This is a genomic window from Saccharopolyspora erythraea NRRL 2338, from assembly GCF_000062885.1.
GTDB lineage: Bacteria > Actinomycetota > Actinomycetes > Mycobacteriales > Pseudonocardiaceae > Saccharopolyspora_D > Saccharopolyspora_D erythraea.
Window position 1 is genome coordinate 6,497,572 of record NC_009142.1, and the last position, 22,120, is coordinate 6,519,691.

24 protein-coding genes are annotated in these 22,120 nt (G+C 73.4%); 12 read left to right on the plus strand and 12 right to left on the minus strand.

What is annotated here, in order from left to right:
* Nucleotides 1-39: 39 nt before the first annotated feature.
* The 5 genes from SACE_RS27720 to SACE_RS27740 are packed head-to-tail and all read right to left on the minus strand — an operon-like array spanning nucleotide 40 to nucleotide 5,158.
* The gene (locus tag SACE_RS27720; RefSeq protein ID WP_009943220.1) at nucleotides 40-699 is read right to left on the minus strand and encodes an ABC transporter ATP-binding protein; all 660 of its coding nucleotides are present in this window, start codon (nucleotides 697-699) and stop codon (nucleotides 40-42) included.
* Complete coding sequence (locus SACE_RS27725) at nucleotides 693-1,649, minus strand: ABC transporter ATP-binding protein (protein WP_009943219.1); 957 nt, start codon at nucleotides 1,647-1,649, stop codon at nucleotides 693-695. The genes SACE_RS27720 and SACE_RS27725 overlap by 7 nt, the downstream gene beginning before the upstream one ends.
* Entirely contained in the window at nucleotides 1,646-2,587 is a 942-nt protein-coding gene (locus SACE_RS27730) for an ABC transporter permease (RefSeq protein WP_011874837.1), read from the minus strand. Before SACE_RS27730 ends, SACE_RS27725 begins: the two co-directional genes overlap by 4 nt.
* Nucleotides 2,580-3,569, minus strand: coding sequence for an ABC transporter permease (locus SACE_RS27735; protein WP_011874838.1), 990 nt, complete (start codon nucleotides 3,567-3,569; stop codon nucleotides 2,580-2,582). Before SACE_RS27735 ends, SACE_RS27730 begins: the two co-directional genes overlap by 8 nt.
* Nucleotides 3,566-5,158, minus strand: a complete 1,593-nt coding sequence (locus SACE_RS27740; protein WP_009943215.1) for an ABC transporter substrate-binding protein — start codon at nucleotides 5,156-5,158, stop codon at nucleotides 3,566-3,568. Before SACE_RS27740 ends, SACE_RS27735 begins: the two co-directional genes overlap by 4 nt.
* 164 nt (nucleotides 5,159-5,322) lie before the next feature.
* Between SACE_RS27740 and SACE_RS27745 the strand changes: the two genes are divergently transcribed.
* Nucleotides 5,323-5,829, plus strand: coding sequence for a DinB family protein (locus SACE_RS27745; protein ID WP_009943214.1), 507 nt, complete (start codon nucleotides 5,323-5,325; stop codon nucleotides 5,827-5,829).
* Between the two features lie 220 nt (nucleotides 5,830-6,049).
* On the opposite strand, the gene SACE_RS27750 is transcribed toward SACE_RS27745, so the two are convergent.
* Entirely contained in the window at nucleotides 6,050-6,727 is a 678-nt protein-coding gene (locus SACE_RS27750) for a DUF2848 domain-containing protein (RefSeq protein WP_009943213.1), read from the minus strand.
* 91 nt (nucleotides 6,728-6,818) lie between these two features.
* On the opposite strand from SACE_RS27750, the gene SACE_RS27755 reads away from it, so the two are divergent.
* Nucleotides 6,819-8,159, plus strand: coding sequence for an MFS transporter (locus SACE_RS27755; protein ID WP_009943212.1), 1,341 nt, complete (start codon nucleotides 6,819-6,821; stop codon nucleotides 8,157-8,159).
* Nucleotides 8,160-8,254: 95 nt separating this feature from the next.
* On the opposite strand, the gene SACE_RS27760 is transcribed toward SACE_RS27755, so the two are convergent.
* Complete coding sequence (locus SACE_RS27760; protein ID WP_011874839.1) at nucleotides 8,255-8,881, minus strand: GntR family transcriptional regulator; 627 nt, start codon at nucleotides 8,879-8,881, stop codon at nucleotides 8,255-8,257.
* Between the two features lie 100 nt (nucleotides 8,882-8,981).
* On the opposite strand from SACE_RS27760, the gene SACE_RS27765 reads away from it, so the two are divergent.
* The 5 genes from SACE_RS27765 to SACE_RS27785 all read left to right on the plus strand — a co-directional run bounded on the left by SACE_RS27765 (nucleotide 8,982) and on the right by SACE_RS27785 (nucleotide 13,266).
* Nucleotides 8,982-9,773, plus strand: a complete 792-nt coding sequence (locus SACE_RS27765) for a carbon-nitrogen hydrolase family protein (protein ID WP_011874840.1) — start codon at nucleotides 8,982-8,984, stop codon at nucleotides 9,771-9,773.
* Between the two features lie 335 nt (nucleotides 9,774-10,108).
* Nucleotides 10,109-10,378, plus strand: a complete 270-nt coding sequence (locus SACE_RS27770) for a metal-sensitive transcriptional regulator (RefSeq protein ID WP_009943207.1) — start codon at nucleotides 10,109-10,111, stop codon at nucleotides 10,376-10,378.
* A gap of 56 nt (nucleotides 10,379-10,434) precedes the next feature.
* Nucleotides 10,435-11,841: an MBL fold metallo-hydrolase gene (locus tag SACE_RS27775; protein WP_011874842.1), complete on the plus strand. Its 1,407-nt coding sequence runs from the start codon at nucleotides 10,435-10,437 to the stop codon at nucleotides 11,839-11,841.
* 76 nt (nucleotides 11,842-11,917) lie between these two features.
* Nucleotides 11,918-12,484: a rhodanese-like domain-containing protein gene (locus SACE_RS27780; RefSeq protein WP_009943205.1), complete on the plus strand. Its 567-nt coding sequence runs from the start codon at nucleotides 11,918-11,920 to the stop codon at nucleotides 12,482-12,484.
* Nucleotides 12,485-12,504: 20 nt separating this feature from the next.
* The gene (locus SACE_RS27785) at nucleotides 12,505-13,266 is read left to right on the plus strand and encodes a sulfite exporter TauE/SafE family protein (RefSeq protein WP_308196737.1); all 762 of its coding nucleotides are present in this window, start codon (nucleotides 12,505-12,507) and stop codon (nucleotides 13,264-13,266) included.
* 4 nt (nucleotides 13,267-13,270) lie between these two features.
* On the opposite strand, the gene SACE_RS27790 is transcribed toward SACE_RS27785, so the two are convergent.
* The 4 genes from SACE_RS27790 to nadA all read right to left on the minus strand — a co-directional run bounded on the left by SACE_RS27790 (nucleotide 13,271) and on the right by nadA (nucleotide 17,955).
* Nucleotides 13,271-14,197 carry a CPBP family intramembrane glutamic endopeptidase gene (locus SACE_RS27790; RefSeq protein ID WP_009943202.1) on the minus strand — a complete coding sequence of 309 codons (927 nt, stop codon included), beginning with the start codon at nucleotides 14,195-14,197 and terminating at the stop codon, nucleotides 13,271-13,273.
* Between the two features lie 271 nt (nucleotides 14,198-14,468).
* Entirely contained in the window at nucleotides 14,469-15,323 is an 855-nt protein-coding gene (gene nadC / locus SACE_RS27795) for a carboxylating nicotinate-nucleotide diphosphorylase (protein WP_009943201.1), read from the minus strand.
* Entirely contained in the window at nucleotides 15,320-16,921 is a 1,602-nt protein-coding gene (locus SACE_RS27800) for an L-aspartate oxidase (protein WP_009943200.1), read from the minus strand. The genes nadC and SACE_RS27800 overlap by 4 nt, the downstream gene beginning before the upstream one ends.
* Nucleotides 16,918-17,955 (minus strand): quinolinate synthase NadA, encoded by a 1,038-nt coding sequence (nadA, locus tag SACE_RS27805; protein WP_009943198.1) that lies wholly within the window; start codon nucleotides 17,953-17,955, stop codon nucleotides 16,918-16,920. The genes SACE_RS27800 and nadA overlap by 4 nt, the downstream gene beginning before the upstream one ends.
* Before the next feature lie 153 nt (nucleotides 17,956-18,108).
* On the opposite strand from nadA, the gene SACE_RS27810 reads away from it, so the two are divergent.
* The 5 genes from SACE_RS27810 (at nucleotide 18,109) to SACE_RS27830 (ending at nucleotide 21,397) form a co-directional block, all read left to right on the plus strand.
* Complete coding sequence (locus SACE_RS27810) at nucleotides 18,109-18,765, plus strand: NUDIX hydrolase (RefSeq protein ID WP_009943197.1); 657 nt, start codon at nucleotides 18,109-18,111, stop codon at nucleotides 18,763-18,765.
* A 100-nt stretch (nucleotides 18,766-18,865) separates the two neighbouring features.
* Nucleotides 18,866-19,543, plus strand: a complete 678-nt coding sequence (locus SACE_RS27815) for an LON peptidase substrate-binding domain-containing protein (protein WP_011874844.1) — start codon at nucleotides 18,866-18,868, stop codon at nucleotides 19,541-19,543.
* Nucleotides 19,544-19,569: 26 nt separating this feature from the next.
* Nucleotides 19,570-20,619 carry a DUF8017 domain-containing protein gene (locus SACE_RS27820; protein ID WP_009943194.1) on the plus strand — a complete coding sequence of 350 codons (1,050 nt, stop codon included), beginning with the start codon at nucleotides 19,570-19,572 and terminating at the stop codon, nucleotides 20,617-20,619.
* A 122-nt stretch (nucleotides 20,620-20,741) separates the two neighbouring features.
* Nucleotides 20,742-21,002, plus strand: coding sequence for a hypothetical protein (locus tag SACE_RS27825; RefSeq protein WP_029621409.1), 261 nt, complete (start codon nucleotides 20,742-20,744; stop codon nucleotides 21,000-21,002).
* Complete coding sequence (locus SACE_RS27830) at nucleotides 20,999-21,397, plus strand: hypothetical protein (protein WP_009943190.1); 399 nt, start codon at nucleotides 20,999-21,001, stop codon at nucleotides 21,395-21,397. The genes SACE_RS27825 and SACE_RS27830 overlap by 4 nt, the downstream gene beginning before the upstream one ends.
* Before the next feature lie 36 nt (nucleotides 21,398-21,433).
* Here SACE_RS27830 and SACE_RS27835 read toward each other — a convergent pair whose 3' ends face one another.
* Nucleotides 21,434-22,054 carry a DUF2567 domain-containing protein gene (locus tag SACE_RS27835; protein WP_009943189.1) on the minus strand — a complete coding sequence of 207 codons (621 nt, stop codon included), beginning with the start codon at nucleotides 22,052-22,054 and terminating at the stop codon, nucleotides 21,434-21,436.
* Nucleotides 22,055-22,120 lie beyond the last annotated feature (66 nt).

The following is a 22,120-nucleotide window of genomic DNA, read 5'->3' on the forward strand; positions in this document are numbered from 1 at the left end:
GCTCGTCGGTCGGGGTGCGCCTACAGCCTGTCACATCGATCAGGCCGCAGTCATATCGACGAGCCGCAACGTGGTGGCGGCCCAGCGCTCCAGCAGCGGCTCGTCGTGGCTGATGGCCAGCACGCCGGTGCCGTCCTCGGCGACGCGCTCGCCGACGACGCGGACCAGCGCCGCGGTCGTGGAGGCGTCGAGCATCGCGGTCATCTCGTCGCAGATCAGGTAGCGCGGGCGCAGCGCGAGAGCGCGGGCCAGGCACGCGCGCTGGAGCTGCCCGTCGCTGACCTCGTGCGGCCTGCGGTCCAGCAGCTCGCCGGTCAGGCCGACCTGCTCGGCCAGCTCGCCGACCCTCCTGGGGGCTTCGCCGGTCCGGCCGGTGGCGTGCAGCGGCTCGGCCACGACCTGGCGGAGGGTGAAGCGCGGGTCCACGGCGGGACGCGGCTGCTGGAAGACCACGCCGATCGCGGCGCGTTGCGCGCGCGAGGTGGCGTGCCGGAACCCGGTGGCCGCTTCACCGTCCACAGTGACCTGTCCGGACCACGGCCGCCGGAGCAGCGCGAGCACTCTGGCCAATGTGGACTTCCCGCAGCCGCTGGGGCCCGCCAGTCCGGTCACGGTGCCGCGCGGCACCTCGACGTCCACCCCGTCGAGGACCGCGATTCCCTTGCGGTAGCCCGCGACGAGGCCGGTACCGCTCAGCACGGGACGTGCGCGGCGATCCAGCGCCCGCCGTGGGCGACGAGTTCCGGACTCCCGTTGCAGGGGGCGGATCCGGGCCGGTCAGGACAGCGTTGGCAGAACACGCAACCCCACTCCCGTTCGATGCGTTCCAGTTCGGTCAGCGCGGGCGGATGGCCCGGGATGGGCTCGAAACCGCCCTCCGGCAGCGCCGCGAGCAGCCCCGCGGTGTAGGGGTGCCAGGGGTCTTCGAAGACCTCGCCTGCGGGACCGGCCTCCACGATCCGGCTCGCGTACATCACCGCCACGTCGGTGGCGACGCGGCGGGCGGCGGCCAGGTCGTGGGTGATCAGCAGCACCGCGCGGTCGTCGGCGGCGGTCTCTGCGAGCAGGTCGACGGTGCGGTGCACCAGCGGCCGGTCCAGCCCGGTGGTCGGTTCGTCGGCCAGGACCAGCGGCGGGTCGCCGGCCAACGCCATCGCCACCGCCACGCGCTGGGCCATCCCGCCGGAGAGCTCGTGCGGGTAGTGGTCCAGGTCGCCGGGACGCAGGCCCACGCGCTCGGCGAGCTCGCCGACCAGCTCCGGTCCGCTGCCCGGGCGCAACGCGTTGACGGTCTCCAGCAGCTGGCCGCGGGCGGTGCGCACCGGCGTGAGGTGTGTGCTCGCCGACTGCGGCACCAGGCCGACGAGCCTGCCGCGAACCCGTTCGGCCAGGACTCGTTCGGACGCGCCGAGCAGCTCCACCTCGCCGTCGAGCACCGCGCGCCCGCGCACCTGCGCGTTGGCCGGGAGCAGCCCGAGCAGCGCCGAGGCGAGCACGGACTTGCCGCAGCCCGACTCCCCCACCAGCGCCAGCACGCGCCCGCGGCGCAGCCGCAGCGATGCGTCGGTGACCGCCCGCACCTCGCCGCGCCGCCGGCCGAGCAGGAAGCGCACCGAAAGCCGGTCCAGCTCCAGCAGGTCCTCGCTCACAGCGCCAGCTCCGATCTGCGTCGCGGCACGACCCGGTCGCGCCACACCCCGGCCGGCCCCGACACCGCCAGCGTGGTGACCACCAGCAGCAGCGAGGGGAACAGCACGATCCACCAGGCGCCGAGCAGCACCGCCTCCCGGCCGTCGCCGAGGATGTTGCCGATGCTGGCCAGGTGCGGCGGCAGGCCGAGGCCGAGGAAGCTCAGCGACGTCTCGTGCCAGACCGCGTGCGGCACCAGCAGGACGGCCGACAGCGCCGCCTGCGGCACGATCGCGGGCAGCAGGTGCCGCCGCAGCACGCGCATCCGCGACGAACCGCCCGCGATCGCGGCGTCGACGAACGGGCGCTGCCGCAGCGACAGCACCTCGGAGCGCACGACGCGGGCCACGGTCGTCCAGTGCGTGAGCGCGATCGAGAGCACCACCGCGAGCAGGCTTCCCCGGTACAGCGCGACGATCACGATGCCGAGCAGCAGGTGCGGCACCGAGTTGACGGTGTCGACCGCGCGCATCAGCAGCCGGTCGCTCCAGCCTCCGAGCGCACCGGCCACCGCACCGACCAGCGAACCGAGCACAGTGGACACCAGCGCGCTGGTTCCGGCCACCAGCAGCGAAACCCGCAGTCCCGCCAGCGACTGCACGAAAAGGTCCCGGCCCGCGGAGTCGGTGCCGAACGGGTGCGCCGGGCCCGGGGCGAGGCGGACCGAGTCGTAGCGGACGAGGTCGCCGCCGCCGAACACCGCGGGCACCACGACCGCGGCCAGGACCAGCGCGCCGAGGACGGCGAGCGAGCCCCAGAGCCGTGCCCGGGCGCGGGCCCCGGCCGCGCGGCCGCGCGGAGCCCCCGCCCGCCTGCGGGCGGCGCCGCGCCACACACCGGGATCGGCGGATGACAGCGTCGTGTCAGCCCTGTCAGCCGTCGGGGTCGTGTCAGCCATCGGCGGCCACCCTCGGGTCCAGCAGCAGCGCGGCGACGTCGGCCAGCAGCGACCCCAGCAGCACGGCGGCGGTGGCCACCAGCGTGACCACCGCCAGCAGCGGGTAGTCCACGGCGGTCGCCGCGGTGACGACCGCCGCCGCCAGCCCCGGCCAGGAGAAGACCTCCTCGACCAGCACCGCGCCGGTCACCAGTTCCGGCACCCGCGCTCCGATCAACGTCACGAACGGCAGCAGCGCCGTCGGCAGCGCGTGCCGCAGCACCACGACCCGTTCGGCCAGCCCGCGAGCCCGCGCCCCGGTCACGTGGTCCTCGGACAGCGCCGCGAGCATCGACTGGCGCACGTGCAGCACCAGCCACGGCGACTGCGAGACGCCCAGCACCAGCGCGGGCAGCGCCAGGTGCTCGGCGACCTGGCCGAAGGTCGGGTCCTGCCCGGCGTCGGTCAGCCCGGCCACCGGCAGCCAGCCGAGTCCCAGCGCGAAGACCGCGATGGCCAGCAGCGCGAGCACGAACGGCGGGACGCCCTCCAGCGCGTGGCCGACCGCGGTGACCAGGCGGTCGGCCCAGCCGCCCTGCCGCCAGGCCGCGACGGTGCCGAGGACGAGGGCGATCAGCACCGCCAGCACCAGCCCGGTGGCCGCGAGCAGCATGGTCCACGGCAGCCGCTCCGCGACGACCTGCGCGACGGGCTGGCGCATCGACCGCGAAACGCCCAGGTCGCCGCTGAGCAGCCCGCTCGCCCAATTCCAGAACTGGGCCAGCACCGGCTCGTCGAGCCCCAGCTCGGCACGGACGCGGGCTACGTCGGCGGCCGAGGCGTTGTAGATCTGCACGCCGTAGTACTGGTGGACCGGGTCGAACGGCGACGCCGCGGCGAGCAGGAAGACGCCGAACGCGACGACCACCAGCACCGGCACCGCGAAGCCGATGCGCCGCAGCACCAGCCGCCCTGCCGCCGCGCCCCTGGAGCGCGCGCTCAAGGCCGCGGCTTCCACGTTTCGAGGTTCCACCACGGGCCCCACGTGGTGCCGTGGGTGTGCGGTTCCACGGGCGGCCGGTAGCCGTCCCAGCGACCGGCGCGCATCACGTAGCTGTGGTCGATGAACGCCAGGTACACCAGGCCCGGGTCGGCGGCGTAGGCGCGCTGCGCGGCCTTGTAGAACTCGGCCCGGCGGGCGGGGTCGGTGGCCTGCCTGCCGCCGTCGAGCGCGGCGTCGACCTCGGCGTTGCGGTAGTGGCCCGGGTTGTTGTAGGTCCCGGTGCCGATGACCGACGAGTGCAGCGCCGAGTACATCTGCGGGTCCGGGTCGATCGGGTTGCCGCCGCCGAGCACGATCCCGTCGGTGGCCAGCCGCCCGGCGACCGCGGAGCGGTCGACACCCGCCGGGGTCACCTCGATGCCGACGGCCCTGGCATCGGAGGCGAAGGCCAGCGCGAGGTCCTTGCGGAGGCTGTCGTCGGCGAAGTACATGACGGTGAAGGCCGCGCGCTGACCGCCGCGGCTGCGCACGCCGTCGGGGCCGGGGACCCAGCCGGCGGCGTCGAGTATGGCGCGCGCCCGCTGCTGGTCGAAGCCGAACCGGGCCGCCGGCTCGTGGAACCGCGGCATCGACTCCGGGATCGGCGCGTGGGCGGGCGTGCCGTGCCCGCCCAGCAGCGCCCGGATCATGCCCTCGCGGTTCACCGCGTGGTTCAGCGCCAGGCGCACCGCGCGGTCGCCGGTGACCGGGTGCTCGTTGGGCAGCGCGATGGTGCGGAAGTCGGCGGTGCGGTGGTGCACGGTCTCGTAGCCGTCGACGCCGACGCTCTGCGCCAGCACCGGGGGCAGGACCGTGCCGTCGAACTCACCGGAGCGCAGCCGCTGCGCGCGGGTGTTGTCGTCCTCGGCGAAGACGACGGTCACCTTCCCAACCGCCGGGGCACCGCCCCAGTACGCCGGGTTGGCCTCCCAGGTCATCTGGTCGCCCTGCCGCCACTCGACGAGCCGGTAGGGCCCGGTGCCGACGGGCCTGGTGTTGAGCTCGGAGTTCTCCAGCGGCGCGGGCCGGGCTAGCTTCTCGGCGGGCACGATGCCCAGCACCAGCTTCGACGGCCATGCCGCGTAGGGGATCTTCAGGTCGAAGCGCACGGTGCGCGGGTCGAGCGCCCGCACGTCACCGAGCATCGAGAAGTCCGAGGAGACGGTGGACGCGTAGGCGGGGCCGACGGCGGCCCGGTAGGTGGCGACCACGTCTTCGGCGTCGAAGGGCGTGCCGTCGTGGAAGGTCACGCCCTCGCGCAGGCGGACCGTCCAGCTCCGGGCGTCCGGGCTCGGCTGCGGGGCCTCGGCGGCCAGGGCCGGGCGCAGGGCGCTGCCCCCGTCGAAGGCGAGCAGCCCGTCGTAGAACTTGGCCGCGCCTTCCTGGCCGTAGCCGAGCAACGGGTTGAGGCTCTCCGGCTCGAAGCCGTCGGCGAGCAGCATCCGGCCCGGGTCGCCGGCGGCACCGGGACTCGTGGGCGCGGTGCAGCCCGCGCCCAGCAGCGTCAGGGCGACCGGGACGGCGACGAGGAGACCACGGCGTTTGAGCACTCAAAGACCATAAGGCTGCTGCAAGTCCTTCTCAATAAGACCGGACCGAAGTGTGATCTCCGCACCGGCGGCTCCGCGAAAACCGATCTCCAGCGTGTGCCTCGGCCTGCTAGAACCTACGTCCGGCGCCGCCCCTGCGGCGTCGCGGCGAAAGGACGCTCCCCATGGCCACCGAACGGATCTCCCCGCCGTCCACCGGCGGCGAGCGCGAGATGCTGCGCGCCTACCTGGACTTCCACCGCGCCACGCTGGCCATGAAGTGCGACGGCCTCTCCGACGACGACCTGCGCCGCCGGTCGATGCCGCCCTCCGCGCTGTCGCTGCTCGGGCTCGTGCGGCACATGGCCGAGGTCGAGCGCGCCTGGTTCCGGCGGACGATCAACGGCGAGGACGTACCGCTGGTGTGGTCGGCCGACGGCGACTTCCAGGCGGCCTACGACGCGAGCGCGTCCACCCGCGCCGAGGCGTTCGGCGCCTGGCAGGCGGAGGTCGAGCACTCCCGCCGCATCGAGGCGGAGGCGGCTTCGCTCGACGTCACCGCCTACGCGCCCCGATGGGGCGAGCACGTGTCGCTGCGGCTGGTGATGCTGCACGTGATCCACGAGTACGCCCGGCACAACGGCCACGCCGACTTCCTGCGCGAGGGTATCGACGGCGTCGTCGGGGCCTGAGGAGCGGCAGTTCGTCGCTCACCGGTCAGCCTCGCACTCCGCCGCGGCAACCGATGAGGCGGGGCGCGCGGGCTCTCGCTGCTGCCCGGGACCCGTCGGGAACGAACCGCCGACCCGGATCGCGTGCGGGCCCGCGGGCGCGCCGGGAAGCGGTCGCCGCGAACTGGGACTGCTCCGGCGCGCCCGGTCATGGTCCGCGGCGACCCGCGCGGCAGCGCGGCTACGCCACCGGTTCGGGCATCCGGCGGACCGCGTACTCGCAGGCGAGGGTGTCGCCGGTGGCGGGGTCGCCGAGCTCGACGCGCCAGGAGCCGGCGAACTGGTCCACGCCGACGTCCATCGGGATCGTGCCTGACAGCAGCACGGTGCCCTCCGCCAGCAGTCCCCGCTCGCGCAGCTCGCCGAGCCAGTACTGCGGCGTGAGCAGCTCGCCGAGGGTGCCGCGCTGGATGCGCTCGCCGCCGGCCCACGCCGTGAGGGTCAGCTCGTCCACCCGGTCGGCCACGTCGGCCAGCCGCCAGGCGCGGCGGCCGAGCACGTCGGGGCCCGCCTGCTTGCTCCAGGCCACGCCGTGCACCTCCAGCTCGCGGTCGGTGTGGTCGCAGGCCACCGTCAGCAGCACGTCGCGCTCGTCCGGCCCGGCGACGACCAGGGCCCACTCGGCCTCGCCGGAGGTGCGGCCGTGCTGCACCGGGACCTCGTCAACCTGCATCGCCAGGTAGGGCGCGACAGGGTAGAGGCACGGGGTCCGGGTCGGCGCGGGCACGCCCAGCTCGGCGAGCTCGGCGACGTGGGCTGCGACGTCGTCCTGGCCGCGGCCCGCGTAACCGGCGTTGAGCAGGGTGCTCACCCGCACCTCGACCGGCTCGCCCGCGACCTCGAAACGAAGCGGAAACATCGGACCCTCCCATTCGGCATACTTGTTGTATACAGTTCGTACCACGGCTAGCCCGGGAGGACGAACCCGGTTGTGACGAGAAGGACCCCCGATGCCCCAGACGCTCGCCGCCGGCCGTGAACGGCCGGCCCGCAAAGACCTGATCAAGGCGTTCATCGCCAGCCTCAGCGGCACCGCGCTGGAGTGGTACGACTTCGCCGCGTACTCGGTGGCCTCCGCGCTGGTCTTCGGCCACCTGTTCTTCCCCAGCTACGACCCGCTGACCGGCACCCTGCTCGCCTTCTCCACCTACGCCGTCGGCTACGTCTCCCGCCCGGTCGGCGGGTTCGTCTTCGGCAGGCTCGGCGACAAGCTCGGCCGCAAGCACGTGCTGGTGACCACCCTGATGCTCACCGGGATCGCGACCGTCCTGATCGGACTGCTGCCGACCCACGGCCAGGTCGGCGCGCTCGGCGGTGTCCTGCTGGTCGTGCTGCGGTTCGCCCAGGGCGTCGGCATCGGCGGCGAGTGGGGCGGCGCGGTGCTGCTGTCGAGCGAGTTCGGCAGCGAGCGGCGGCGCGGCTTCTGGGCATCGGCCGCCCAGGTCGGCCCGCCCGCGGGCAACCTGCTGGCCAACGGCGTGCTCGCCGCGCTGGCCGCGCTGCTGACCCGGGAGCAGTTCCTGTCGTGGGGCTGGCGGGTCGCGTTCCTGTTCTCGGCCGTGCTGGTGGTCTTCGGCCTGTGGATCCGGGTGAAGCTGGAGGAGACCCCGGTCTTCCGCGAGCTCCAGCGCAAGGGCGAGCAGGCGGCCGCCCCGCTGCGCGAGGTGTTCACCAACGAGCCCAGGGCGCTGGTGGCGGGCATCCTGTCCCGGGTCGGCCCGGACATCCTCTACGCGCTGTTCACCGTCTTCGTGCTCACCTACGCCACCAAGCAGCTCGGCATGCCCGAAAGCCTCGCGGTGACCGGCGTGATGGCGGGCTCGGCCGCGCAGCTCGTGCTGATCCCGGCCGCCGGGGCGCTGTCCGACCGATGGGGACGGCGCCGGGTGTACGCGGTCGGCGCGATCGGCGCCGGGGTGTGGCCGTTCGTGTTCTTCCCGATGGCGGGCACCGGCTCGGCCGGGCTGATGGTGCTGGGCGTGACGGTCGGGCTGTTCTGGCACTCGCTGATGTACGGCCCGCAGGCGGCGTTCATCTCCGAGCAGTTCAGCACCGCCCACCGCTACACTGGCTGCTCGCTGGCCTACACGCTGGCCGGGGTGATCGGCGGTGCGCTGGCGCCGCTGCTGTCGACCTACCTGTTCGCCACCTTCGGCACCTGGGTCGCCCCCGCCTGCTACGTGGCGGTGGCGTGCGCGGTGACCCTGGTCGGGCTGGCGATGGGCAAGGCCGACGCCCAGCAGCCGAGCATGGCCCGTCGAGACGCTCGGCACCCGGGCCCGACTCGTTGAAGCGCTCAGCCGTCGAGCGTGGCCCGTCCAAGCGCTCGGCAGCCGGGCATGACTCGTTGAAGCGATCAGCCGTCGAGCGTGGCCCGTCGGGACTCTCAGCCGTTGAGCAGGACCCGTTGAGTCGCGTCGAGGTGCGCGCGGATCGCGCTGGTGGCGGCCTCGCGGTCGCCGGAGGCCAGCGCGTCCAGGATCGCCTCGTGCTCGGCCAGCACCGCATCGCGGCGGTCGGCGGCGCGGAACAGCGCGACGACCCCTGCCCGGACCTGCCGCGCCCGCAGGCCGTCGTAGCTCCTGGCGAGCATCTCGTTGTCGACGGCGTGCACCAGCGCGGCGTGGAAGCGGTTGTCGCGGTCGATGAACTTGCGCGCGTCGTCGTCGCCGCGCAGCTCCCGCTGCTGCTCGAGCTCGGCGCGCATCGCCTCGACCGGGACCGCGCCGAGCTCGAGGGCGCGCCCCGCCGCGTAGCACTCGATCATGCCGCGGACCTCGAACAGCTCCCGGATCTCCCGGCCGCTGACCGGGGCGATGTAGGCGCCGCGCTTGGGCACGAGCTGCACCAGCTCCTCGGCCGCCAGGAGCAGCAGGGCCTCCCGGATCGGCGTGCGCGACACCCCGATCGCGTCGGCGAGGGCCTGCTCGTTGACGAACTGCCCCTGCATCGCGGGATCGCTTAGGACGGTCTCCTTGAGATGCTCGTAGGCGAGCTGACGTCCCGAGGTCAACGAACGCTCCTTCGGCCTACCGGTTCACGTCACCGGTGTCGTACTTGCATATTGTTGGTATACAACCATCGTAGCCGAGGTTGGAGAGGTGGAACCGCCGATGCGGATCGCGCTGTGCCAGATCGTGTCCACGCCGGACCCGCGGGCGAACCTGGAGCTGGTGGCCGACGGCGTTCGCCGGGCCGCCGACGCCGGGGCCGAGCTGGCGGTGTTCCCGGAGGCGACCATGGCGTGTTTCGGGGTCAAGCTCGGGCCGCTGGCCGAGCCGCTGGACGGACCGTGGGCGACCGAGGTGCGGCGTCTCGCCGGCGAGGCGGGCATCACCGTGGTGGCGGGCATGTTCACCCCGGCGCCCGACGGCCGGGTCACCAACACGCTGCTGGTCACCGGGCCCGGAATCGACACCCACTACGACAAGGTCCACCTGTTCGACGCGTTCGGCTTCGAGGAGTCCCGGACGGTCGCGCCGGGCGAGAAGCCGGTGGTGGTGCGCGTCGGCGACACCGCGGTCGGCCTGGCCACCTGCTACGACGTCCGCTTCCCCGGCCTCTACACCCGGCTGGCCGACGAGGGTGCGTCGGTGATCGTCACCGCCGCGTCGTGGGGTTCCGGCGAGGGCAAGCGCGAGCAGTGGGAGCTGCTGGTGCGCGCCCGCGCGCTGGACTCGACGTCGTGGGTGGTGGCGTGCGGGCAGGCCGACCCGCGCAGCGTCGGCCGCGAGCCCAGCGGCAAGGCGCCGACCGGCATCGGCTACAGCACGGTCGTCTCGCCGCTGGGCGCGATCCACGCCCAGCTCGCCGACGCCCCCGACGTCGCCGTGGTCGACCTCGACCCCGACGCGGTGGAGGAGGCCCGGCGCGCGGTGCCGGTGCTGCTCAACCGGAAGTTCTGACGGCGGGTCGCCCCGGGCAGCGACCCGGCGTCGCGGCTCGGCGCGGCTCGGCTCGGCGGCGCGGAGCCGGTTCCGGCGGCGCGGAGCGGGTTCCGGCGGCGCGGGGTGGGTTCCGGCGGCGCGACTCGGCGGCGGGGCTCCGCGGCGCGGGGCGGATTCCGGCGGGCGGGTCCCCGGCTGACGGACTGGGACTCCGATAGCGGGCTCGGACTTCCGCTGACGGCCTCGGATTCGCTGAGCGTACCGGTCCAGGCACCGCCGGTGTCCGCTCGCGTCCCTCGGTCCCTGGACGGGTGATACCCCCGTGGGTATGGTCGCGACCGGAGGCGACGGAAATGGAGATGGAACCCGAACTCCTCGGCGACGCGCTCACGCGGCTGCGTCGCGCCCAGGGCCAGCTGGCCGGCGTCATCGAGGCCATCGAGGAGGGCGGTGACTGCGCCCACGTGCTCACCCAACTCGCCGCCGTCTCGCGGGCCCTCGACCGCGCGGGCTTCAAGATCGTGGCCACCGGCATGCGCCACTGCCAGGCCGCCCGCGACAGCGGGGACGAACCGCCGATGACGGAGCGGGAGCTGGAGCGCCTGTTCCTCGCCCTCGCCTGAACGGCCGGACCCGGCCGCGGCTTCCGCACCGCACACCCCGGGTACGGGAGATGGAGATGATGGAACCGCCTGACCGACCGACCGGTGATCCCGCGGTCGAGGTCATCGAGACCTCGTCCCTCGGCGACCGCAGCTACCTGGCCACCGACGGCGACGCCGCGGTGGTCGTGGACCCGCAGCGCGACGTGGACCGCGTCATCGCCGCCGCCGGGCGGCTCGGGGTGCGGATCACGCTGGTGCTGGAGACCCACGTCCACAACGACTACGTCTCCGGCGGTCTGGAGCTGGCCCGGCTGACCGGCGCCGACTACGGTCTCGCCGCCGCGGACGAGGTGCCGTTCCGCCACGTGCCGGTACGCGACGGCGACGTGCTGGCGGCCTCCGACCGGCTTCGGGTCCGCGCGCTCGCGACTTCGGGGCACACCTTCCACCACCTCTCCTACGTGCTGGAGCTGGACGGCAAGCCCGCGGGCGTTTTCACCGGCGGGTCCCTGCTCTACGGCACGACCGGGCGCACCGACCTGCTCGGCCAAGACCACAGCGCCGAGCTCGCGCGCCACCAGCACGCCTCGGCGCGCAAGCTCGCCGCCGCGCTGCCCGACGGCGCCGCCGTCTGGCCGACGCACGGCTTCGGCAGCTTCTGCCCGGCGAGCCAGTCCGGGGCGGACTCCTCGACGATCGGCGACGAGAAGCGCGCCAACCCCGCTCTGACCCTCGCCGAGCGGGACTTCGTCGAGACCACGCTCTCCGGGCTGGACGACTACCCGGCCTACTACGCGCACATGGGCGTGCTGAACCTGGCCGGGCCGGAGCCGCTGGACCTGCGGCCGCCGGACGAGGCGACCCCGCGCGACATCGAGGCGGCGCTCGAACGCGGCGAGTGGGTCGTGGACCTGCGCTCCCGCAAGGCTTTCGCGGCCTCGCACCTGCTCGGCACGGTCGCGCTCGGCCTCGACGGGCAGCTCGCGACGTGGCTGGGCTGGCTGATCGACTGGGGCGCACCGGTGACGCTGCTCGGCGAGAGCACCGAGCAGGTGGCGCAGGCGCAGCGCGAACTCGCCCGCGTCGGCATCGACCGGTTCGCCGGCGCGGCCGCCGGAAGTCCCGAGGAGCTGGCCACCGACGACGCGCGGTTGCGCAGCACCAGGACCGCGAGCTTCGCCGACCTCGCGCGGGCGTTGTCCGGGGCGGACGGGGAGCTGCCCGCGCCGGACGTGGTCCTGGACGTCCGCACCGGCACCGAGTGGCGCGAGTCCCACGTCGACGACGCGGTGCACGTGCCGTTGCACGAGCTCCGCGACCACATGGGCGACGTTCCCGCGGGCACCGTGTGGGTGAACTGCGGCAGCGGCTACCGCGCGACCACCGCGGCGTCGCTGCTGGAAGCCGCCGGGCGCCACGTCGTCATCGTCGACGACGCCTTCGACTCCGCGGGCGAGGCGGGCGTGCCGCTCACCGCATGACCTCCCGCCGTGCGCATCCACCCCGAAGTGCGCATCCACCCCGACGAAAGGAACCGCCGTGCCACTTCCCTCCACAATGGACACCGGCCGCGTCCGCGAGCTGCTCGACAGCGATCCGCGCGCCCGGCTGATCGACGTGCGCACCCCCGGTGAGTTCGAGGCCGAGCGCATCCCCGGATCGCACAACGTGCCGCTGGACCTGCTGCGCGAGCGGCGTTCCTCGATCAGCCCCGCGCACACCGACCCCGTCGTGCTGGTGTGCGGCTCCGGCGCCCGCGCCGAACAGGCCCGCGACCTCTTGGAGGACAACGGCTTCCAGCGGCTCACGGTGCTCTCCGGCGGGGTCGGCGGCTGGCAGGAGCAGGGCGCGCCGGTGGAACGCGGGACCGGAAAGTGGGCCATGGAGCGGCAGGTCCGCCTGGTCGCCGGTTCGATCGTGCTCGCCGGAGTGCTGGGCAGCCTGCGGTACCCGAAGCTGAAGCTGCTCGCCGGTTTCATCGGGGGCGGGCTGACCTTCTCCGCGCTCACCAACACCTGCGGCATGGCCCGGCTGCTGTCGCTGCTGCCCTACAACCGCACTCCCGCGCAGGACGCGCCGGGACTGCTGGCCGCGCTGACGGCCGACAACGCCGCCGGCCGCTGACCGCGCTGGTCCCGGCCGCGCTGCTCGGCGCGGTGATCGGGCTCTGCGTTGGCCTGCTCGGCGCGGGCGGGTCGATCCTGGCGGTGCCCGCGCTGGTCTACGGCGCGGGACAGCCGCTGGAGTCGGCCATCCCCGTCTCGCTGGCCGTGGTCGCGCTGTCGTCGCTGGCCGGGCTCCTGCCGCGGGAGCGGTGGACGCAGGCGCGGTGGCACATCGCGGCGGTCTTCGGCGTGGTCGGCGTTCCGGGAGCGTTCGCGGGGACGGCTCTGGGCGAGCTGTTCCCGCAGCGCTGGCTGATGCTCGGCTTCGCCGCGCTGATGGCGGTGGTCGCCGTGCGGATGCTGCGGCACGGCGACGAGTACTCGGGCACCTGCATGACGCCGCGGGGCGAGGTGATCTGGCGGATCTGCCTGCCGAAGTCGGCCGCCGTGGGGCTGGTGGTCGGCGTGCTCACCGGGTTGTTCGGCGTGGGCGGCGGGTTCGTCGTCGTGCCCGCGATGAGCCTGCTGATGGGCCTGTCGACGCGGCAGGCCGTGGCGACCTCGCTGGTCGTGGTGTTCCTCAACTCGACGGGCGGCCTGTTGGCCCACGCCCGCACCGCGGTCGAGATCGACTACCCGGTGGTGCCGGCCTTCGGCTGCGCCGCGGTCGTCTTCGCCCTGGCCGCCGGACGGCTCACGGCGCGGCTGCCCGCGCGCGCCGTCCGGCGTGGCTTCGCCGCGCTGGTGCTCGTCGTCGCGGCCGGTGTCGCCGCTGGCGCGGTGGTGTTCCCGCTGTCGTGAGCATTCACGCCGGGGCGGAGTCGTGCCGCCGGCGGCGGAACACCTGTGCCGCGACCACGACGCCGACGGCGAGCACCGCGCTGGTGACCAGGCTGCCCTCGATGCCGAACGCACCGCCGGTGAGCAGCGTGCTGCTGCCCGCGGCTCCCTCGGTGTCCAACAGCGTCGTCTCCAGGTTCATGCCCGAGACCTCGACGCCGAAGACGTTGCCCTGCGCCCAGTTCCACACCACGTGGAACGCGCAGACACCCCAGAGCCCGCCCTCGGCCAGCGCCCAGAACGCCAGCAGCAGCGAGATCAGCACCAGGTTGAGCAGCGGCACCACGCCGACGCCGACGTTGGCACCGTGCAGCGCGGTGAACACGACGAGCTGGAACACGACGGCGGCGGTCAGCCCCCACCTGCGGTAGGCGGTCTGCATCAGGTAGCCGCGGCTGACGATCTCCTCCGTGCTGCCCTGCACGGCGAACCCGGCCAGCGCCAGCAGCACCCCACCGGCGTGCGCGGCGCGGAACACCGGCTCGTCCAATGTGAACTGACCGGATGCGAGATTCACCAGCACCGGCAACACCAACGCGGCAAGAGCCACCCCAGCACCGAGCAACAGGCGGGCGGGAACCCGGGTCGCGGGGCGGAACCCGACGCTGCCGACGGGCCTGCGCTCCTTGAACCGGATCCAGAGCAGGAGCAGCACCGCGGCACCCGCGAAGCTGAAGGTCATCACGAGCTGGTCGTCCAGGCCCATCCGGCCGCCGAGCAGTCCACTCGCGTCGCCCCCGAGGATCGCGAAGGGGATCAGGACCAGGGCCTGACCGACGACCAGGGCGGCCAGCACGACCAGCAGGGCCACGATCGGCCCGGTCGGCCTCCTGGCGAGGAAGATCCCGCTCAGCAGTTCCGACGGCGGCTGGTTGGTTGCGGCGGTTCGCATGCCCGCATCATGCCGTGCCGGGACGACGCCAGTGGCCAGGGGTGACTATGGGTACAGCTTGTTCACGCCGAGTAGCCGAGCAATGCCCGGAGAGGACCGGAGTCCGGGCCGCCGCAAGCAGTAGCCGCCGCAGGCACCCGGACCGGGTCTCTCCGACCTGCTGCCGCCTCACCGTCGACCGCCGTGGTGGCGTGAGTCTTTTCGGCTGCCCGAGCGAACCGGAAGACTCACGGCCTGAACCGGCGATACCTGCGGTGAGGCCGGCTCGCCCTCACATGTCCAGGCCGAGGTCCAGGGCCGGGGACGAGTGGGTCAGGCCGCCGACGGCGAGGTAGTGCACGCCGGTCTCGGCGTAGGCGCGGGCCACGTCGAGGGTGAGGCCGCCGGACGCCTCCAGCTCCGTGGCCGGCGACACCGCCGCCGCGCGGCGGACCGCCTCGGCGCACTGCTGCGGGGTGAAGTTGTCCAGCAGCACCAGTTCCACGTCCTCGGCCAGCACCGCGTCGAGCTCGTCCAACGTGGACACCTCGACCTCCATCGGCAGCCCGGGGGCGTGGGCGCGGCAAGCGCGCACCGCCGCGACGACCGAGCCGGCCGCCACCACGTGGTTGTCCTTGATGAGGACGGCGTCGCCGAGACCCAGCCGGTGGTTGGTGCCGCCGCCGCAGCGCACGGCGTACTTCTGCGGCAACCGCAGGCCGGGCAGCGTCTTGCGGCTGTCCCGGATGCGGCAGCCGGTACCCTCCACCGCCGAGACCCACTCCGAAGTCGCGGTGGCTATACCGGACAGGTGGCACAGCAGGTTCAGCGCCGTGCGCTCCGCGGTGAGCAGCCCGCCCACCCGCGCACGAACCCTCAGCGCGCAGTCGCCCGCCGCGAGCCGGTCGCCGTCGCTGCGCGACGCCAGTACCTCGTAGTCACCGAGGACCTCGTCGAGCACCACCCGCACCAGCGGCAGACCCGCCACGACACCCGCGCGGCGGGTGTTGAACGCGGCCTCGGCGACGGCGTCGGCGGGCACCGTCGCCTCCGTGGTCGCGTCCGGGCCGTAACGCAGGTCCTCGGTCAGGGCGGTGCGCACCAGCGCCTTCGCCTCGTCGGGTTCCAGACCGGCGATGGTCGTCATGCCACTCCTCCCACGAGTTCGGGCTCGGTGCGGATCAGCCAGCCCGACGCGTCCAGGCGCAGCGCGATGCTGCGCCGCCAGCGGGTGTCGTCGACCTCGGGGTAGTCGGTGCGGCGGTGGCAGCCGCGCGACTCGTTGCGCGTCTGCGCCGCCAGCAGCAACGCCTGCGCGGTCAGCGCCAGCGCGGAGTCCTCCACGGCCTGCCTGCTGTCGAGCGCGCGCACCGCGCCCGCGCGGTCGAGCATCGTCGCCGCCTCCGACAGCTCCTGGGCCTCTCGCCCGATCCCGGCGCTGCGGCTCATGGTCCGCTGGAGGAGGTCGCGGTCGACCACCGCGGCTGACGGCAGCGCCAGTTCGGACACCGGTTTGCGGCTGCGCAGCCCGCAACGCGCGTCCTTCGCCGCCGCCTCGGCGGCGCGTGCGCCGACGACCAGCCCTTCCAGCAGGCTGTTGGACGCCAGCCGGTTCGCCCCGTGCAGGCCGGTGCAGGCGACCTCGCCCGCCGCGTACAGGCCGGGCACCGTGGTCCGTCCGTCCACACCGGTCACCACACCGCCGCACGCGTAGTGCGCGGCGCTGGTCACCGGGATCGGCTCGCGCGTCGGGTCCACCCCGGCCGCGCGGCACGCCGCGAACACCGTCGGGAAGCGGTCGGCGAAGCCGCCGATGCCGGTGGCGTCGAGGTAGACGTGCCCGGCGCCGGTCTCGGCGGCCCGGCGGTTGATCGCCGCCGACACCACGTCGCGCGGGGCGAGGTCCTCCAGCGGGTGCTCCCCTGCCATGACGCGGCGGCCCTCGACGTCGACGAGCACCGCGCCCTCGCCCCGGACCGCCTCGGTGACCAGCGGTCGACGCCCGCGCGCGCCGCCAGGTGTGTAGAGCACGGTCGGGTGGAACTGCACGAACTCCAGGTCCGCGACGACCGCACCTGCCCGCAGCGCCAGCGCGACCCCGTCGGCCGTGGCGACCTCGGGATTGGTGGTCGCGGCGTAGATCTGGCCGAGACCGCCGGTGGCCAGCAGGACGGTGGGCGCGTGCACGAATCCGGGGCGGCCCTCGGCGTCCAGCGCCAGCACACCGGCGACCGCACCGCGCTCGTCGCGCGCCACGTCGACCACGCAATGCCGCTCCAGCACCGGAATTCCGCCGTCGCGCGCCGCGCTCGACAACGCCCGCTGCACCTCGGCACCGGTCGCGTCACCTCCGGCGTGGATCACCCGGAACGCGCTGTGACCGCCCTCCCGTGCTCGTGCCAGGGCACCGTCGGCACCGGTGTCGAACAGCGCGCCGATCTCGCGCAGACGCTCGATCGCCCCCGCGCCCGCCGACAGGATCGAGCGCACCGCCGTCCGCGAGCACAGCCCCGCGCCCGCGGTCATCGTGTCCTCGACGTGGCTGCGGACGCTGTCGGCGGGATCGTGCTCGCCGGGGCGGACCACGGCGACCCCGCCCTGCGCCCACGACGTGTTGCCCGCGCCCGCGGCGTCCTTGGTCACCACCAGCACGCGCAGCCCCAGCTCGCGGGCGCGCAGCGCGGCGGTCAGCCCCGCGACGCCGGTGCCGACCACGACAAGGTCGGCACCGGACTCCCACGTCATTCGCCGCCTCCGGGCTTGCCGATGGCGATCATCCGCTCGACCGAGCCGCGGGCGCGCTCGGCGATGTCGGCGGGGACGTGCACCTCGTCGGCGCCCTCGCGCAGGCAGCGCAGCAGGGCGGCCGGGGTGATCATCTTCATGTAGCGGCAGGACGCGCGGTCGTTGACGGCGCGGAAGTCGATCTCGGGGGCGGCCCGGCGAAGCTGGTGCAGCATCCCGACCTCGGTGGCCACCAGCACCGAGGTCGCTCCGGTCTCGCGGGCGGCGTCGAGCATCCCGCCGGTGGACAGGATCTTCACCTTGTCCTTGGGCAGCGTGCCCTCCCCCGCCAGGTACAGCGCGGAGGTCGCACAGCCGCACTCGGGGTGGATGAACAGGTCCGCGTCCGGGGACGCCGCCGCGCGCTCGGCCAGCTCGGGACCGTTGATGCCGGCGTGCACGTGGCACTCACCGGCCCAGATGTGCAGGTTCTCGCGGCCGGTCTCGCGCTTGACGTGCGCGCCGAGGAACTGGTCCGGGCAGAACAGGACCTCGCGGTCGGCGGGGATCGAGTCGACCACGTCGACGGCGTTGGAGGAGGTGCAGCAGATGTCGGTCTCCGCCTTCACCTCGGCGGTGGTGTTGACGTAGGACACCACGACGGCGTCCGGGTGCTGGGCCTTCCACTCGCGTAACTGCGCGGCGGTGATGGAGTCGGCCAGCGAGCAGCCCGCCCGCTCGTCGGGGATGAGCACCGTCTTGTCCGGGCTGAGGATCTTGGCGCTCTCGGCCATGAAGTGCACGCCGCAGAAGACGATGGTGCCGGCGTCGCTCTCGGCGGCGATCCGGCTCAGCGCCAGCGAGTCGCCGGTGTGGTCGGCGATGTCCTGGATCTCCGGGAGCTGGTAGTTGTGCGCGAGCAGCACCGCCCCGCGCTCGTCGGCCAGCCTGCGGACCTCCCGTGCCCAGTCGGCGTCCGCGGCCACGCCGACGTAGCCGTCGTCGGTCCGCCGCGGGCTGCCGCGCCCGGCAAGCACGTCTCCGGTCGCCACCATGTCGTCCTCCTCACCGGTGCCCCGGCGAACACTGCTCCCGAGTAGCCCCGATCGACCCCGGGATCACCCTCCCGGGGTTTTCGCCTTAGAATCGAAAACGTGCCACATCGTAACACCCGAACGGGTCACCCCGACCAGGACGCAGGTCACGAGGTGCTGGCCGGGGTGCTCCGGGCGCACGACGGCGACCTGCAGGTCCTGCTGTGGCAGCGCGCCCAGGAGCCGCACCTCGACCGATGGTCGCTGCCCGGCGGGCGGCTGGCCGCCACCGAGGACGTCGAGACCTCCATCCGCCGCCAGCTCGCCGAGAAGGTCGACGTGCACAAGCTCACCCACGTCGAACAGCTCGCCGTGTTCAGCGCCCCGGACCGCTTCCCGGGGCAGCGGGTGGTGGCCACCGCGTTCCTCGGCCTGGTGCCCGCCGACGTCGACCCCGAGGTCCCGGACGACACCCGCTGGCACTCCGTCTCGGCGCTGCCCGGCACGGCCTTCGACCACGAGCGGATCGTGCTCGCCGCGCGCGACCGGCTGCACGCCAAGCTCTCCTACACCAACATCGGCTTCGCGCTGGCACCCGCCGAGTTCACGATCTCGGAGCTGCGGCGCATCTACTCCGCCGCGCTCGGCTACCAGGTCTCGGCGACCAACCTGCAGCGCGTGCTGTCCCGGCGCGGAGTGCTCGAACCCACCGGCCGCACCGTCTCGGCGGGCCCCACCGGCGGGCGGCCGCCCGCGCTGTTCCGGTTCACCAGCCGGGACCTGCAGGTGACCGACCCGTTCGCGGTCTTCCGCCCGCCCTCGCAGGACTAGCGCCCGCGCCTCGCCGCCTCACCGCGCGCACCCTTGCGCCGGCCGGCCGTGCACTCATCGGTGGCCACGACTGATCGGTCCGTCGTAAGTTTGGACCGTGATGGACACGCTCCCGCTCTTCCCGCTCAGCACCGTCCTGCTGCCCGGCGCGTCCCTGCCCCTGCACGTCTTCGAACCGCGATACCGGCAGCTCACGATGGACCTGCTCAACGAGGTGGTGCCGGACCGGCGATTCGGGGTGGTGGCGATCCGGCAGGGCTGGGAGGTCGGCGAGGACAACGTCGACTCGATGTACGACGTGGGCTGCTCGGCGGTGCTGCGCGACGTCCGCCAGCTCCCGGAGGGGCGCTACGACATCACCGCCAGTGGTGAGCAGCGCTTCCGGCTGCTGCAGATCGACCGCGAGGCCGCGCCGTACCTGATGGCCCGGGTGCAGTGGCTGCCCGACGTCGAGCCCGAGGAGGACTCCGAGGACCTGCGCGACCGGCTGGCCGCCTCGGCGCGCTCGGCGCACGAGCGCTACCACGGCACCGGGCTGCGCGGTGACAGCTACGAGGCGCCCGACGACGGCACCGCCGTCGACGAGCTCTCCTACGCGCTGGCCGAGGACTGCGTGCTCAGCACCGAGGACCGGCAGGCGCTGCTGGCCGAGACCGATCCGCTCGCGCGGCTGCGACTGGTCCGCAGGCTGATGCTGCGCGAGGCCGAGTTCCTGCGCGAGCTGCGGGCGGTCCCCGCCCCGCTGGCCGAGTTCGCCGCGCACACGAGCGTGAACTGACGAGGTCACTCGATAGGATCACGCCCATGTCGACACCTGGCGGCTCCGGGAACTGGGGCCCGCACCCGTACGGGCAACCGCAGTACTACGACCCGATCACGGGAGCTCCGCAGCCCCAGGGCGGCCCCCAGTACCAGGGCAACCCGCAGTTTCCCGGCGGCGGACAGCCGCAGGGCGGCCAGGGCGGCCAGTACCAGGGCGGACAGCCGCAGGGCTCGTCCTACCAGGGCTTCGGCGCGTTCAACCAGCAGCAGCCGCCGCCCCAGCAGCAGTTCGGGGCCTACCCGCCCCCGCCCGGCCCCGCGCAGGCGCAGCAGGAGGGGCGGGGCCGCGGCCCGGTGATCGCGGCGATCGCCATCGCGGCCGTCGCGGTGATCGCCATCGCGACCACCGTCGTCGTGCTGGTCGGCAACGCCGGTTCCAGCGACGAGGCCGGCCCGCTGCCGCCGTCGCCGTCGACCACCCGGCCCAAGACTCCCGCCAGCACCAGCGCGGCGCCGACCTCCGAACCCAAGGCGAACGTCCCGCCGGTGGTCCCGGGCTGGCAGGCGGTGCACGTGCCCCGGCGCACCGCGTACTACGACGCGCCGCTGGAGTGGTGGGTCGACAACCCCGACAACACCCACGGCTTCGGCTCGCTCGACGAGCCGGTCACCATGAGCGGCGTCTCGATCTACCAGCCTGGCTTCTGCCCGTCGGACCCGGGCAGCTTCCGCGCCATCGCCGGTGTCACCGCGCGCAAGGGCCCCGACGACGCGACCGTGGCCAACGAGACCGCGCAGCGGCTGGTGCAGCTCGCCTACACCGTCGACGGCAAGCCGCCGCAGGTGCAGTTCAGCCCGCCGACGCCGATCCAGATCCACGGCGGCCGGGGCGCCTCGCAGGTCGTGGCCACCGTGACCCACCCGGCGCCCGGCCCGTGCGACTCCCCGACCGTCCAGGTCAACATCATGGCGACCAACGGCGACGGCCAGACCTCGGTGGTGTTCATCTCCCTCGCCGACCAGCAGGTCCCCGGAGCACTGCCGGTGCAGACCCTGCAGCAGATGGCGGGCACCCTGCGGGCCGACAGCTGAGCGTCCGCGCCTGAACACTCCCGGCCCGGTCGCGGACACCGACGGCCCGCGGAGCGGGCAACACGAGTCACCGCGTCTAGTTCATTAGACGCTTGCGCGTCTAATGCACTAGACTTATCCTCGTGGTGAACAAACGGATGAAGCCAGCCCAGGTGTTGAGCAGGGTGCGTAAAGCCGCTCGCGCCAAAGAACTCACCGTGGAGCAACACAACAGCTTGGGTAAGGGGTCGCACCAGATCTACGTCATTCGCGACAGCGAAGGCGACGAGGTCGGCCGTTTCGGCATAACCGGCCACAACCGGGAGGTGTCCTGGACCGTCATGCGGAGCATCGAAGACAGTCTCAAGCACCTGTTCGGCGACTCCTGGATGGAGGAGAAATGAGCTACCCCACCTACCGAGTCACCGTTACCCGCGACGACGACCTCTGGGTCGCGGTGATCGACGGCGTCGGCGCCACCGATGTCGAGGACTTCGCGGATCTCGACCTGGAAGTACGCGACTACATCGCTGGAATGATCGACGCGGCACCCGGCGACTTCCAGCTTGACTGGCACTACGTCCAAGGCGACCACGAGTACACGACCGTGATCGAAAGGCTGTGGGAGTTCGAGCAGCAGGCGAGCGAGGCCACCGCGAACCGCGACGCGGCTCGGCAGGCGACGATCGAGACCATGCGGCGCTCTGGCTTGAGCATGCGCGCCATCGCTGACGCGTTGCGTCTGTCGCATCAGCGGGTATCCCAACTCGCGCGCGCTCCGCAGGTACCGCAGAACTAGCGAGTCGAGGAACCCGACGCCGCGCGTCGGGCGGTGCTAGCGCAGTCGGCGGCCGAGGTCGTCGAGCCCGTTCCAGGACGCCGCCAGGCCGTAGGCCAGCGCGATCGCCATCGGCTGGGCCACGACCGCCCACGCGGTGGCGACCTCGGGTGCTGCGTCGACCACGTCGCCCGGCCTCGGCTGCGGGGGCAGCGGGTGCAGGCCCGCCGCGAAGGAGGCGCCCATCTTCATCGCCAGCCAGCCCGCCACGAGCGCGCCCAGCACGGCGCCGACGAGCACCACCGGACCGCGGCGGCCGCGCAGCATCCACAGCGCGGCGCCCACCAGCAGCCCGGTGCCGAAGTTGAGCAGCAGGAACAGCGCCAGCGCGTCGAAGCGGTGGTAGCTCTCCACCACCATCAGCGGCGCCGGCTCACCGGTCGCCTCGAGCACGCTCGCCTGCGGCGGCGCCAGCCGCGACCACAGCCATCCCAGCGGAAGCCCGACCAGCGCGACCAGTGAGAGCACGCTCACCGCGGGCAGGATGTCGGCCCGGACCACCACGCGCGGCACCGGCTGCGGGTAGCCGAACTCGGAAAGCTCCTCCGGCCCGCTCGGCGCGATCCGCATCGGCTCCGCGCGCGTGCCGGGCGACTCGACCGGTCCTTCTGCGGGCACCCGGACACCTCCCTGGCGGCTGTACTGAACAGCCACCCTAGACCTCGGCGCGGATCGCGCCCGCCA

Coding starts and splice junctions, on each gene's coding strand:
- SACE_RS27730 (WP_011874837.1), bottom strand. CDS start 2,587: ATGGCTGACACGACCCCGACGGCTGACAGGGCTGACACGACGCTGTCA.
- SACE_RS27815 (WP_011874844.1), top strand. CDS start 18,866: ATGGACACGCTCCCGCTCTTCCCGCTCAGCACCGTCCTGCTGCCCGGC.
- SACE_RS27830 (WP_009943190.1), top strand. CDS start 20,999: ATGAGCTACCCCACCTACCGAGTCACCGTTACCCGCGACGACGACCTC.
- SACE_RS27745 (WP_009943214.1), top strand. CDS start 5,323: ATGGCCACCGAACGGATCTCCCCGCCGTCCACCGGCGGCGAGCGCGAG.
- nadA (WP_009943198.1), bottom strand. CDS start 17,955: ATGGTGGCGACCGGAGACGTGCTTGCCGGGCGCGGCAGCCCGCGGCGG.
- SACE_RS27770 (WP_009943207.1), top strand. CDS start 10,109: ATGGAGATGGAACCCGAACTCCTCGGCGACGCGCTCACGCGGCTGCGT.
- SACE_RS27820 (WP_009943194.1), top strand. CDS start 19,570: ATGTCGACACCTGGCGGCTCCGGGAACTGGGGCCCGCACCCGTACGGG.
- SACE_RS27790 (WP_009943202.1), bottom strand. CDS start 14,197: ATGCGAACCGCCGCAACCAACCAGCCGCCGTCGGAACTGCTGAGCGGG.
- SACE_RS27775 (WP_011874842.1), top strand. CDS start 10,435: ATGATGGAACCGCCTGACCGACCGACCGGTGATCCCGCGGTCGAGGTC.
- SACE_RS27780 (WP_009943205.1), top strand. CDS start 11,918: ATGGACACCGGCCGCGTCCGCGAGCTGCTCGACAGCGATCCGCGCGCC.
- nadC (WP_009943201.1), bottom strand. CDS start 15,323: ATGACGACCATCGCCGGTCTGGAACCCGACGAGGCGAAGGCGCTGGTG.
- SACE_RS27755 (WP_009943212.1), top strand. CDS start 6,819: ATGCCCCAGACGCTCGCCGCCGGCCGTGAACGGCCGGCCCGCAAAGAC.
- SACE_RS27765 (WP_011874840.1), top strand. CDS start 8,982: ATGCGGATCGCGCTGTGCCAGATCGTGTCCACGCCGGACCCGCGGGCG.
- SACE_RS27750 (WP_009943213.1), bottom strand. CDS start 6,727: ATGTTTCCGCTTCGTTTCGAGGTCGCGGGCGAGCCGGTCGAGGTGCGG.
- SACE_RS27800 (WP_009943200.1), bottom strand. CDS start 16,921: ATGACGTGGGAGTCCGGTGCCGACCTTGTCGTGGTCGGCACCGGCGTC.